At 64.7% G+C, this 11,508-nt stretch carries 12 protein-coding genes; 8 read left to right on the forward strand and 4 right to left on the reverse strand.

Going from position 1 to position 11,508, the window contains the following annotated elements; all coding sequences use genetic code 11:
- Positions 1 to 9 precede the first annotated feature (9 nt).
- The 3 genes from clpA (at position 10) to ACZ1A1_RS06065 (ending at position 3,849) form a co-directional block, all read left to right on the forward strand.
- On the forward strand, positions 10 to 2,517 hold the full coding sequence (gene clpA / locus ACZ1A1_RS06055) for an ATP-dependent Clp protease ATP-binding subunit ClpA (RefSeq protein ID WP_463619184.1): 2,508 nt from the start codon (positions 10 to 12) through the stop codon (positions 2,515 to 2,517).
- Positions 2,518 to 2,767: 250 nt separating this feature from the next.
- Positions 2,768 to 3,508 (forward strand): AzlC family ABC transporter permease, encoded by a 741-nt coding sequence (locus ACZ1A1_RS06060; protein WP_463619185.1) that lies wholly within the window; start codon positions 2,768 to 2,770, stop codon positions 3,506 to 3,508.
- On the forward strand, positions 3,505 to 3,849 hold the full coding sequence (locus tag ACZ1A1_RS06065) for an AzlD domain-containing protein (RefSeq protein ID WP_203318931.1): 345 nt from the start codon (positions 3,505 to 3,507) through the stop codon (positions 3,847 to 3,849). The genes ACZ1A1_RS06060 and ACZ1A1_RS06065 overlap by 4 nt, the downstream gene beginning before the upstream one ends.
- 12 nt (positions 3,850 to 3,861) lie before the next feature.
- On the opposite strand, the gene ACZ1A1_RS06070 is transcribed toward ACZ1A1_RS06065, so the two are convergent.
- Genes ACZ1A1_RS06070 through ACZ1A1_RS06085 form a run of 4 tightly spaced genes read right to left on the reverse strand, consistent with a single transcriptional unit; the run spans position 3,862 to position 6,690 of the window.
- The gene (locus ACZ1A1_RS06070) at positions 3,862 to 4,284 is read right to left on the reverse strand and encodes an HIT family protein (protein WP_463619186.1); all 423 of its coding nucleotides are present in this window, start codon (positions 4,282 to 4,284) and stop codon (positions 3,862 to 3,864) included.
- Positions 4,285 to 4,302: 18 nt separating this feature from the next.
- The gene (locus ACZ1A1_RS06075) at positions 4,303 to 5,499 is read right to left on the reverse strand and encodes a GNAT family N-acetyltransferase (RefSeq protein ID WP_463619187.1); all 1,197 of its coding nucleotides are present in this window, start codon (positions 5,497 to 5,499) and stop codon (positions 4,303 to 4,305) included.
- Position 5,500: 1 nt separating this feature from the next.
- Positions 5,501 to 6,226 (reverse strand): glycerophosphodiester phosphodiesterase, encoded by a 726-nt coding sequence (locus ACZ1A1_RS06080; RefSeq protein ID WP_463619188.1) that lies wholly within the window; start codon positions 6,224 to 6,226, stop codon positions 5,501 to 5,503.
- Positions 6,226 to 6,690, reverse strand: a complete 465-nt coding sequence (locus ACZ1A1_RS06085; RefSeq protein WP_313194969.1) for a RidA family protein — start codon at positions 6,688 to 6,690, stop codon at positions 6,226 to 6,228. The genes ACZ1A1_RS06080 and ACZ1A1_RS06085 overlap by 1 nt, the downstream gene beginning before the upstream one ends.
- Before the next feature lie 146 nt (positions 6,691 to 6,836).
- On the opposite strand from ACZ1A1_RS06085, the gene ACZ1A1_RS06090 reads away from it, so the two are divergent.
- The 5 genes from ACZ1A1_RS06090 to frr all read left to right on the forward strand — a co-directional run bounded on the left by ACZ1A1_RS06090 (position 6,837) and on the right by frr (position 11,472).
- On the forward strand, positions 6,837 to 7,664 hold the full coding sequence (locus ACZ1A1_RS06090) for a cell envelope integrity EipB family protein (RefSeq protein WP_463619189.1): 828 nt from the start codon (positions 6,837 to 6,839) through the stop codon (positions 7,662 to 7,664).
- A gap of 348 nt (positions 7,665 to 8,012) precedes the next feature.
- Positions 8,013 to 8,774 (forward strand): 30S ribosomal protein S2, encoded by a 762-nt coding sequence (gene rpsB / locus ACZ1A1_RS06095; protein WP_119259227.1) that lies wholly within the window; start codon positions 8,013 to 8,015, stop codon positions 8,772 to 8,774.
- Between the two features lie 242 nt (positions 8,775 to 9,016).
- Positions 9,017 to 9,943, forward strand: coding sequence for a translation elongation factor Ts (gene tsf / locus ACZ1A1_RS06100; RefSeq protein ID WP_313194967.1), 927 nt, complete (start codon positions 9,017 to 9,019; stop codon positions 9,941 to 9,943).
- A gap of 188 nt (positions 9,944 to 10,131) precedes the next feature.
- Complete coding sequence (gene pyrH / locus ACZ1A1_RS06105; protein WP_463619190.1) at positions 10,132 to 10,854, forward strand: UMP kinase; 723 nt, start codon at positions 10,132 to 10,134, stop codon at positions 10,852 to 10,854.
- A 57-nt stretch (positions 10,855 to 10,911) separates the two neighbouring features.
- The gene (gene frr / locus ACZ1A1_RS06110) at positions 10,912 to 11,472 is read left to right on the forward strand and encodes a ribosome recycling factor (RefSeq protein ID WP_119259224.1); all 561 of its coding nucleotides are present in this window, start codon (positions 10,912 to 10,914) and stop codon (positions 11,470 to 11,472) included.
- The last annotated feature ends 36 nt before the right edge of the window (positions 11,473 to 11,508 follow it).

The raw sequence follows: 11,508 nt of genomic DNA on the forward strand, positions 1-11,508 counted from the left end.
GGAACGAACGTGCCAACATTTTCTGCCAGCCTTGAAAAGGCCCTCCATCAGGCACTGACCTACGCGAACGAGCGCCATCACGAATATGCGACGCTCGAACATCTCCTGCTCGCGCTGATCGACGACGCCGACGCGGCCGCCGTGATGGGCGCCTGCAACGTCAATCTCGATGTCCTGCGCAAGACCGTCACCGACTATGTCGACCATGACCTTGCAAACCTCGTGACGGGCTACGAGGAGGATTCCAAGCCGACCTCCGGCTTCCAGCGCGTCATCCAGCGCGCGGTGATCCATGTCCAGTCGTCCGGTCGCGAGGAAGTGACCGGCGCCAACGTGCTCGTCGCGATCTTCGCCGAGCGCGAGAGCCATGCCGCCTATTTCCTGCAGGAGCAGGAGATGACGCGCTACGACGCGGTCAACTTCATCTCGCACGGCATCGGCAAGCGGCCGGGCGCCTCCGAGCCGCGGCCGGTCCGCGGCAGCGAGGAGGCCGACAGCGAGCCGAAGCAGCAGCGGGGTGGCAACGAGCAGGAGGAGTCCGTAAAGAAGCAGGACGCCCTCACGGCCTATTGCGTGAACCTCAACGAGAAGGCCAAGAACGGCAAGATCGACCCGCTGATCGGCCGCCACGCCGAGGTCAACCGCACGATCCAGGTGCTCTGCCGCCGCTCCAAGAACAACCCGCTCTATGTGGGCGATCCCGGCGTCGGCAAGACGGCCATCGCCGAGGGCCTCGCCAAGCGCATCGTCGAGGGCAAGGTGCCGGAAGCGCTGGCCGATGCGACGATCTTCTCGCTCGACATGGGCACGCTGCTCGCCGGCACGCGCTATCGCGGCGACTTCGAGGAGCGCCTGAAGCAGGTCGTCAAGGAACTCGAAGAGTATCCGGGCGCCGTGCTGTTCATCGACGAGATCCACACGGTCATCGGCGCAGGGGCAACCTCCGGCGGCGCGATGGACGCGTCGAACCTTCTGAAGCCGGCGCTTTCCTCCGGCGCGATCCGCTGCATCGGCTCGACGACCTACAAGGAATACCGCCAGTTCTTCGAGAAGGACCGGGCGCTCGTCCGCCGCTTCCAGAAGATCGACGTGAACGAGCCGACCATCGACGATACGATCGAGATCATGAAGGGTCTCAAGCCCTATTTCGAGGAATATCACAAGCTTCGCTATTCCAACGAGGCGATCAAGACGGCCGTCGAGCTTTCGGCGCGCTACATCAACGACCGCAAGCTGCCGGACAAGGCGATCGACGTGATCGACGAGACCGGCGCGGCCCAGATGCTGCTGCCCGCCGGAAAACGCCGCAAGCTGATCACCGAGAAGGAGATCGAGGCGACCATCGCCACCATGGCCCGCATTCCGCCGAAGACCGTCTCGAAGGACGACGAGCAGGTGCTCGCCAACCTCGAGAAGGAACTGCGCTCGGTCGTCTACGGCCAGGACCTCGCCATCGAGGCGCTGGCATCTGCGATCAAGCTGTCGCGCGCCGGTCTTCGCGAGCCGAACAAGCCGATCGGCTGCTACCTGTTCTCCGGCCCCACGGGCGTCGGCAAGACGGAAGTAGCCAAGCAGCTTGCAAGCTCGCTCGGCGTCGAGCTGCTGCGCTTCGATATGTCGGAATACATGGAGCGCCACACGGTCTCGCGCCTGCTCGGGGCACCTCCCGGCTATGTCGGTTTCGACCAGGGCGGCCTCCTGACCGACGGCGTCGACCAGCATCCGCATTGCGTGCTGCTGCTCGACGAGATCGAGAAGGCGCATCCGGACCTCTACAACATCCTGTTGCAGGTCATGGACCACGGCTCGCTGACCGACCATAACGGCAAGAAGATCGACTTCCGCAACGTCATCCTGATCATGACGACCAATGCGGGCGCATCCGACATGGCCAAGGCCGCCATCGGCTTCGGCTCGTCCAAGCGCGAGGGCGAGGACATGGAGGCGATCAACCGCCTGTTCACGCCGGAATTCCGCAACCGCCTCGATGCAATCATCCCGTTCGGCTCGCTGCCGACGCCGGTCATCCATCAGGTCGTGCAGAAGTTCGTCATGCAACTCGAAACCCAGCTTGCCGAGCGCAACGTCACCTTCGACCTGCAGCCGGAGGCGATCTCGTGGCTCGCGGAGAAGGGCTACGACGAGAAGATGGGCGCTCGTCCGCTGGCGCGCGTCATCCAGGAGAACATCAAGAAGAAGCTCGCCGATGAGATCCTCTTTGGCAAGCTCAAGAAGGGCGGCGTCGTCCGCGTTTCCGTCGGCACCAAGGAAGACGGCTCGAAGGGCCTGATCCTCGACGCCGTGCCGGAGACCGCGCCGATCAAGCCGAAGGCCGAGATCGAGGAGGCCGCCGCCAAGAAGGCAAAGCCGCGCAAGGCGAAGGAAACCGTCGCCGCCGAGGCAGCGCCGGCCAAGGCACGCTCGCCGAAGAAGGCGGCCGAGTCCAAGGCCACGGAGCCCAAGGACGAGCCGCCGCGCAAGTCCGGCACGGTTCCGAAGGTGCCGCGCAAGAAATAACGGCTTTACAAATCATACCGGGGCCGGGCAGGAAACTGCCCGGCCCCGTTTCGTGACAAGGTGTCGCAAACCTCGCTATCGTCATGCTCGGGCCTGTCCCGGGCATCTGCGAAGGTTCGATCTTTCTAGGCGCTGGCAGACCCTCGGTGCAAGGCCGGGGGTGACGCCGTGGACGAGGTGAGGCCTGTCGAAACATGGGGTGCGGACGGCGAAGTGAGCGTCCAATCTTTCTTTGCCGCAAGAGACTTTCATGACCGCCGAGACCGCCCCCGAACCCCGCTCCCAGACATATTGGTTCCTCTTCGGCATGCGCGGCCTCTTCAGCCTGCCGGCCATCATCCTGATGCTCTCCTTCGTCGGCTTCGCCGCCTTCACGGCGGAGGCGAAGATACCGGTCGGGCAGGTGATGTTCATGACCGGCATGATCTGGGCGCTGCCGGCCAAGGTCATCCTCGTCGGCTCCATGCTGTCGGGCGCGCATATCGCGACGGCCTTCCTCGCCGTCACGCTCTCCTCCGTGCGCATGATGCCGATGGTGGCCTCGCTGGTGCCGGAGATCCGCACCGGCCGCACGCCGACCTGGCTGCTGCTGGTCGTTTCCCATTTCGTCGCCATCACGGCCTGGGTCTTTGCGATGGAAAGGGTGCGCGACGTGCCGCGCGCCGGCCGGCTCGCCTTCTTCGCCGGCTTCGGCATCACGCTGACCACCACCAATATCGTGCTCGTCGGCCTCGTCTATGGCGCCGTGTCGGAATTCCCGCCGCTCGTCTCCGGCTGCCTGTTCTTCCTGACGCCGGTCTATTTCCTCACCTCGATCTGGATTTCCGCGCGCCACCGCGTGATCTACTGGGCGCTCGGCGTCGGGCTTGCGCTTGGCTGGCTCTTCGCGGTGATCGCGCCGGAATACGACATCCTGCTTGCCGGCATCGTCGGCGGCACGCTGGCATGGTGGGGCGAGCGCATGCTGCGCCAGCGGGAGGTAGCTCCATGAGCTTCGAGGGATATTGGCCCTATGTCTACATCGCCGTTGCCGGCTGGCTTGCGACCGATTTCTGGCGTTGGGCCGGCGTCCTCGTCGGCAACCGCATCGACGAGCGTTCGGAGCTTTTGAACTGGGTGCGGGCGGTGGCGACGGCGCTGGTGGCGGCCGTGATCGCCAAGATGATCTTCTTTCCGACCGGCACGCTCACGAGCTCGCCGCTCTGGCTGCGGCTGGGCGCGGTGGCCTTCGGCGCGGCCGCCTTCTTCCTCGGCGGCCGCTTCCGGCAGATCCTCGGCATCGCCGCGGCCATCGCCTTCCTGGCCGCGGGGCTCGCACTCATCGGCGCCTGACGGCGCAAGCGGTCACTTCAGCGCGTTGCGCAGCTTTTCCGCATTGGCGGCCAGCACGCCCTGGTCCTCCATCGTGCCGGAATGGGGCTTGAGCGGCAGGCCCTCGATGCGCGGGATGACGTGGAAGTGCAGGTGATAGACGGTCTGGCCGGCGGCCGGCTCGTTGAACTGGATGACCGTCACGCCATCCGCCTCGAACGCCTCCTTTACGGCGACAGCCATCTTCTGCACGACAGGCATGAGGCGGGCGAGGGTCTGCGGGTCGGCATCGAGGATGTTACGCGAGGGTGTCTTGGGGATGACGAGCGTGTGGCCGCTCGCCTGCGGCATGACATCCATGAAGGCGACGGCGTGCTCGTCCTCGTAGACGCGGTGCGAGGGAATCTCGCCGCGCAGGATCTTCGCGAAGATGTTGTTGGGGTCGTAGGCGGTCATGCTTGTCTCCCGGTCAGGTCAGTCGGTGTTGTCGTGGTTTTCGCCACGGCGGAAGGGGCCGTGTTCGGCAAGATAGTCGCCCATCATCTCGACATCTTGCCGCTCGCGTTCGAGATAGTCGGCAACGGCGCGGCGAAGGCCGGCATGGGCGATGTAATGGGCGGAATGGGTGGTGACGGGCAGGTAGCCGCGCGCCAGCTTGTGCTCGCCCTGCGCGCCGGCCTCGACGCGAGCCAGCCGCTTCTCGATCGCGAAGTCGATGGCCTGGTGGTAGCAGACCTCGAAATGCAGGAAGGGATGATCCTCGATGCAGCCCCAGTGGCGTCCGTAGAGCGTGTCGCCGCCAATGAAGTTGATCGCGCCGGCGATGTAGCGGCCCTCGCGCCGTGCCATGACCAGCAGGATGTCGTCCGCCATGCGCTCGCCGATCAGGCTGTAGAAGCGGCGGTTGAGATAGGGCCGGCCCCATTTGCGGCTGCCGGTGTCCATGTAGAAGGCGAAGAACTGGTCCCAGATGCTTTCGGTCAGGTCGCTGCCGGTCAGCCAGTCGATCTCGATGCCGTGCTCCAGCGCCGCGCGGCGCTCCTTCCTCAGCGCCTTGCGCTTGCGGGAAGCGAGCGTTTCGAGGAAATCCTCATAGGCGCCGTAGCCGGCATTGATGAAATGGAACTGCTGGTCGGTGCGGTGCAAATAGCCCGCAGCCTCGAAGACCGGCATTTCCGTCTCCGGCACGAAGGTCGCATGGGCGGAGGAGACCCCATGCCGCCGGGTCAGCTCCTTCAGGCCCTCGGCGAGCGCCGCCTGCGTTTCAACGACGGGTTCGCCCGTGCGGTAAAGCAGGCGGGGGCCGGTCGCGGGCGTGAAGGGAATGGCGGCCTGGAGCTTCGGATAGTAGCGCCCGCCGGCGCGCTCGAAGGCGTCGGCCCAGCCGTGGTCGAAGACATATTCGCCCTGGCTGTGGCTCTTGAGATAGACGGGCAGGGCGCCGCGCAGCGCGCCGTCCTCGCCGCCCTCCAGCAGCAGGTGCTGGCCGAGCCAGCCGGTCTCGGCGACGGCGCAGCCCGATTCTTCCAGCGAAGACAGGAAGGCGTGGCTGACGAAGGGATTGTAGGGCTCGCGCGCATCGCCCCTGGAGGCGCCGGCAAGGCGGCCCCAGTCCTCCGCCGGGATATCGGCGAAGCTCGTTTCGACACGGATGCGCACCGCCTCCGTCATGTCAGGCAGTCAGCGGCTCGCGCGGATCGAAGCCCTCGAAGGTCATCTGGTCCGCGTTGTTGGCCGTGATCGTGCGCGCCTCGTCGTCGCGCACGGTCCAGGTGATGATCTTCACGCCGAGGTCGCGCTGGCGGCTGATGAAGGCGTTCGGCAGGTGGCCGTAATAATAGGAGATGAAATCGAGGCCGAGCTGCATCGCCTCCTCGTGCACGGCGAAATTCTCCGGGCGCTGGCCTTCCGCGGTGAGGCCGACGGGGCGGGTGGTGCCGATGGCCTTGAGGTCCTGCAGCAGCCATTGGTCGAAACTCATCAGGGCGATGGGGCCTTCGTAGTCCTCGATGGCGTCGAGCACGGCCATGGCGAAGCCGTCGTCGTCGCCCTTGCGGCCCTTCAGCTCCAGCACGATGGGCACGCGACCCTTGACGAGGTCGAGGAGCTGGCGGAGCGTCGGGATGCGATCCGCCGTGCCGCCGATGGTCAGCAGGCCGAGCTCGGCGGCGGTGCGCTGGCGCACATCGCCGTCGATGCCGCAGAGGCGCTTCAGGTTGTCGTCATGGAAGACGACCGGAATGGCATCGGCCGAATATTGCAGGTCGCATTCGATGGAAAAGCCCGCATCGGCGGCGCGGGCGAAGGCCGAGAGGGTGTTTTCCCAGACGTTCCGATTGAGGTCGTGGTAGCCACGGTGGGCGATGGGCCGTTCGGTCAGCCAGTTGAACTTGGACATCAGGCGATTTCCATGATCGCGTCGATCTCGACGGCGGCGTTGAGGGGGAGGGAGGCCATGCCGACGGCGGCGCGGGCATGCTTGCCGGCATCGCCGAGCGCGCCGACGAGGAAGTTGGATGCGCCGTTGATGACGAGGTGCTGCTCGACGAAATCGGGCGCGGAGGCGACGAAGCCGTTGATCTTGACGATGCGCCTGATGCGCGAGAGATCGCCGAGCGCGGCCTTGGCCTGGGCGAGGAGACCGAGCGCGCACAGTTCCGCCGCCTTCTGGCCGGCCGCGACATCGACATTCCTTCCGAGATGGCCGGTATAGGCGAGCTTGCCGTCCAGCATCGGCAACTGGCCGGAAATATGAAGCATATTGCCGCTGATGACGAAGGGCACGTAGTTGGCCGCGGGCGCCGCCGCAACGGGGATGTCGTAGCCCAGTTCCTTGACGCGGTTTTCGATTTCAGCGGACATTGCGGTCTCCGTTCCGGGCTCTTGAGGGGCGTTGCGGCGGGGTATGCCGCACTGTGGGAAATGAATATGGCAAGGCGTGGATATTGCCTCGCTTTTGCCGGAAGAGTTCTTATAACATCGCCGTCGGTTTCAACAGGAGGAAACGGATGTTTCGTTCATCCTTTGTCGCGGCGCTCACAGCCGGGGCATGCTTCGCCGGCAGCGGCATTACCGACGCCCTTGCCAATCCGGCGAGCGGGCTTGCGCCGCACCGCGCCGTCTACGACCTCCAGCTCAAGGATGCGACCGAGCGCTCGGGCATCGCCGGCATGTACGGCCGCATGGTCTACGAGTTCAACGGCAGCCCCTGCGACGGTTACACGGTGAGCTTCCGCTTCGTCACGCAGGTCAATACCGGCGACGAGACGCGGCTCACCGACCAGCAGACCACCACCTACGAGGACCTGAAGAACGGCAGCTTCCGCTTCCTCACCCGCTCCTTCACCGACGAGAAGCTGGACAAGGAAGTGCGTGGCACGGCGCGCGAGGACAAGAAGGGCGTCAGCGTCGACCTGACCGCACCGGACGCCAGGAAACTGGAGCTCGCCGCCAGCCGCTTTCCGACCGAGCACATGGTGGAGGTGATCGCCCATGCGAGGAAAGGCGAGCACTTCTTCGAATCGCGCATCTACGACGGTTCGGATTCGGGCGACAAGACGCTGATGACCACTTCCGTCGTCGGCAAGAAGGAGATGCCGAAGGCCGGCGATCCGGACGCCGACAAGGCGGGCGTCTTCGCCAAGCAGGCTTTCTGGCCGGTCTCCATCGCCTATTACAACGACACCAGCGAGGGCGATGCGCTGCCGGTCTACCGCATGTCCTTCAAGCTCTACGAGAACGGCATCACGCGCGACCTCACCATGGATTACGGCGAGTTCTCGCTGACCGGCAGGCTGGCCAAGCTGGAGCTGTTCAAGCAGCAGGAGTGCAAGTAGGAGCGTTCAACGTCCTGGCTTGCCCCTCACCCTCATTCCCCGCAGGCGGGGAGAGGGGACGTGCCCTGCGCGACGCTGGAGAATCGGGAAACCGGCGCGGCATATCCCCTTCGCCCCGCAGCCAAGGAGAAGGTGGCCGGCAGGCCGGATGAGGGGCAAAATGGGCGCGCCAAACGCATTTTTCCCCCATTGCCCTTGATTTGCCGGGAAACTGCGGTTAAAGGGCCGCTCATTCCACACGTGAGGCATGGGATCGTCCGGGAGAAATCCGGGCCTTTCCGCCGGTGGCATTTCCGAAGGAAGTGCTGTTCGCCTTGCGGAGGTTCAACCGGAAAAGGATAACTAGGCATGGCATTGCCCGATTTCTCTATGCGCCAGCTCCTGGAAGCCGGCGTTCACTTCGGCCACCAGACCCACCGCTGGAACCCGAAGATGAAGCCGTACATCTTCGGCGACCGCAACAACGTCCACATCATCGACCTGGCACAGACCGTTCCGCTGCTGTCGCGCGCCCTTCAGGTCGTGTCCGACACGGTTGCCGGCGGCGGCCGCGTTCTCTTCGTCGGCACGAAGCGCCAGGCATCGGAAATCATCGCCGATGCTGCCAAGCGTTCGGCCCAGTACTACGTCAACTCCCGCTGGCTTGGCGGCATGCTGACGAACTGGAAGACGATCTCCAACTCGATCCAGCGCCTGCGCAAGCTCGACGAGATCCTGTCCTCGGAAGGCTCCGGCTATTCCAAGAAGGAACGCCTGACCCTCGAGCGCGAGCGCGAGAAGCTTGAAAAGGCTCTCGGCGGTATCCGCGACATGGGCGGCACCCCGGACCTGATGTTCATCATCGACACCAACAAGGAATCGATCGCGATCCAGGAAGCCAAGCGTCTCGGCATCCCGGTCGTCGCCATCATCGACTCCAATTGCGATCCGGACCCGATCGACTTCCCGATCCCCGGCAACGACGACGCCTCGCGCGCCATCGCCCTTTACTGCGACCTGATCGCCCGCGCTGCCATCGACGGCATCGCCCGCCAGCAGGGCGCTTCGGGCCGTGACCTCGGCGCCTCCGCCGAAGCTCCGGTCGAGCCGGCTCTCGAAGCCGAAGCTTAAGGCCAAGGGCGGAGCGAAGCCTTTCGCTCCTGCTTTCCTATCTCACCGAGGCCAGAGAGACGATCCCTGGCCTCGGCCTGTTTGAAGGGCCTGTCGGCGCCGATCCATCGGGTCGCGGTCACGCGGCAGGCCGGCGGTGATCTTCATCACCCTGTCATATTTCCGGGTACATTCGTTCCCAAAACCTTGAGTTCGCCGAGGTTTTCCGGCGACACGCAACAAGAACCGACAAGAGGCTCACAATGGCTGAAATCACCGCTGCACTGGTGAAGGAACTGCGCGAAAAGTCCGGCGCAGGCATGATGGACTGCAAGAAGGCGCTGGCTGAGAACAACGGCGACATCGAAGCGGCAATCGACTGGCTGCGCGCCAAGGGCATCGCCAAGGCCGACAAGAAGTCGGGCCGCACGGCCGCCGAAGGCCTCATCGGCGTTGCAAGCGCCGGCACCAAGGCCGTCGTCGTCGAAGTCAACTCCGAGACCGACTTCGTCGCCCGTAACGATGCCTTCCAGTCCATGGTTCGCGGTATTGCCGACGTGGCACTGACCACCGACGGCACCGTTGAAGCCGTTGGCGCCGCCACCTATCCGGCAACCGGCAAGTCGGTCACCGACACCATCAAGGACGCCGTCGCCACCATCGGCGAGAACATGAACCTGCGCCGCTCGGCTGCCCTGTCGGTCGAAGACGGCGTCGTCGCGACCTACATCCACAACGCTGCCGCCGACCGCCTCGGCAAGCTCGGCGTTCTCGTCGCGCTGAAGTCGACCGGCGACAAGGAAGCCCTCAACGCCATCGGCCGCCAGGTTGCCATGCACATCGCAGCGACGGCTCCGCTCGCCATCCGCGCCGAGGAAGTCGACGCCGCCGTTGCGGAACGCGAGCGCAACGTCTTCATCGAGCAGTCGCGCGCTTCCGGCAAGCCGGACAACATCATCGAGAAGATGGTCGAAGGCCGCATGCGCAAGTTCTTCGAGGAAGTCGCCCTGCTGTCGCAGGCCTTCGTCATGAACCCCGACCTGACCGTCGGCGCTGCCGTCAAGGAAGCTGAAAAGGCCGTCGGCGCGCCGATCGAAGTCACCGGCATGGCCCGTCTCCTGCTCGGCGAAGGCGTCGAGAAGGAAGAGTCGGACTTCGCCGCCGAAGTCGCAGCCGCCGCCAAGGGCTGATTTTCCTTAATCCCGTTTGGGAAAAGGTGAGGGCGCCGCGTGACAACGCGGCGCCCTTCGTGTATCCGGCTTGCCGAAATGCCTGCCCCGAAATTTCTCTGCGGCCAAGGCTGCCCTGCGCGGACCCTCCCTCGGTTTCCGCCCGGCGGCCGGATCGGGCGAGCAGGCGCACGAGTTCAGGAGCGACAATGACTGCCAAGCCAATCTACAAACGTGTTCTGCTGAAAGCCTCCGGCGAGGCGCTGATGGGATCGCAGGGCTTCGGCATCGACGTCGCCGTCGCCGATCGCATCGCCTCCGACATCGCGGAAGCCCGCGCGCTCGGCGTCGAGGTCGGTGTCGTCGTCGGCGGCGGCAATATCTTCCGCGGCGTCGCCGTCGCCTCCAAGGGCGGCGACCGCGTCACCGGCGACCACATGGGCATGCTGGCGACCATCATCAACGCGCTGGCGCTCGCCACCTCGCTGCGCAAGCTCGACATCGACACCGTCGTCCTCTCGGCCATCGCCATGCCCGAGATCTGCGAGAGCTTCTCGCAGCGCGCGACGCTCCATCACCTCTCGCTCGGCCGCGTGGTGATCTTCGCCGGCGGCACGGGTAACCCGTTCTTCACGACCGACTCGGCCGCAGCGCTGCGCGCCGCCGAAATGGGCGCCGAGGCGATCTTCAAGGGAACGCAGGTCGACGGCATCTATTCCGCCGACCCGAAGAAGGACCCGACCGCCACCCGCTTCGACCGCCTGACGCACAGCGAAGTGCTGGAAAAGGGCCTTGCCGTCATGGATGTCGCCGCCGTCGCGCTGGCGCGCGAGAATTCCATTCCGATCATCGTGTTCTCCATCCATGAAAAGGGCGGATTTGCCGAAATATTGACCGGCGGCGGACGCGGTACCATCGTAACCGACAACTGATTCTGGAGGCACGCACGCCCATGGCGTGCAGCCAAGACTGAAAACGGGAGTATTCCGATGAGTGAAGGTATTGACCTTAAGGAACTGAAGCGCCGCATGGATGGCGCGATCAGCGCGTTCAAGAACGACATCGCGTCGCTGCGCACCGGCCGCGCCTCGGCCAACGTGCTCGATCCGGTGCAGGTTGAAGCCTACGGTTCGCGCGTGCCGCTGAACCAGGTCGCCAACATCTCCGTTCCGGAGCCCCGCATGCTGTCGGTCTCCGTCTGGGACAAGGGCATGGTCGGCGCCGTGGAGCGCGGCATCCGCGAATCCAACCTCGGCCTCAACCCGATCATCGACGGCCAGAACCTTCGCATTCCGCTGCCGGAACTGAACGAGGAACGCCGCAAGTCGCTCGTCAAGGTCGCGCATGACTATGCCGAGAAGGCCAAGGTCGCGATCCGTCACGTGCGCCGCGACGGCATGGACGACCTCAAGAAAGCCGAAAAGGATGGCGATATCGGCCAGGATATGAGCCGCAGCCAGTCGGAAAAGGTGCAGAAGATGACGGACGAGGTGATTTTGGACGTCGATCGCTTGCTTGCCGAGAAGGAAAAGGAAATCATGCAGGTCTAGGGCTCTCGCCACCTGCATTCGTTTCTCTCTTCCGGA

Source organism: Shinella sp. R2-11, assembly GCF_055330205.1.

Excerpts from the sequence above, each read along its gene's own strand:
- tsf (WP_313194967.1), top strand. The coding sequence starts at position 9,017 with ATGGCTGAAATCACCGCTGCACTGGTGAAGGAACTGCGCGAAAAGTCC.
- ACZ1A1_RS06080 (WP_463619188.1), bottom strand. The coding sequence starts at position 6,226 with ATGTCCAAGTTCAACTGGCTGACCGAACGGCCCATCGCCCACCGTGGC.
- frr (WP_119259224.1), top strand. The coding sequence starts at position 10,912 with ATGAGTGAAGGTATTGACCTTAAGGAACTGAAGCGCCGCATGGATGGC.
- ACZ1A1_RS06085 (WP_313194969.1), bottom strand. The coding sequence starts at position 6,690 with ATGTCCGCTGAAATCGAAAACCGCGTCAAGGAACTGGGCTACGACATC.
- ACZ1A1_RS06060 (WP_463619185.1), top strand. The coding sequence starts at position 2,768 with ATGACCGCCGAGACCGCCCCCGAACCCCGCTCCCAGACATATTGGTTC.
- ACZ1A1_RS06075 (WP_463619187.1), bottom strand. The coding sequence starts at position 5,499 with ATGACGGAGGCGGTGCGCATCCGTGTCGAAACGAGCTTCGCCGATATC.
- ACZ1A1_RS06065 (WP_203318931.1), top strand. The coding sequence starts at position 3,505 with ATGAGCTTCGAGGGATATTGGCCCTATGTCTACATCGCCGTTGCCGGC.
- rpsB (WP_119259227.1), top strand. The coding sequence starts at position 8,013 with ATGGCATTGCCCGATTTCTCTATGCGCCAGCTCCTGGAAGCCGGCGTT.
- ACZ1A1_RS06090 (WP_463619189.1), top strand. The coding sequence starts at position 6,837 with ATGTTTCGTTCATCCTTTGTCGCGGCGCTCACAGCCGGGGCATGCTTC.
- pyrH (WP_463619190.1), top strand. The coding sequence starts at position 10,132 with ATGACTGCCAAGCCAATCTACAAACGTGTTCTGCTGAAAGCCTCCGGC.
- ACZ1A1_RS06070 (WP_463619186.1), bottom strand. The coding sequence starts at position 4,284 with ATGACCGCCTACGACCCCAACAACATCTTCGCGAAGATCCTGCGCGGC.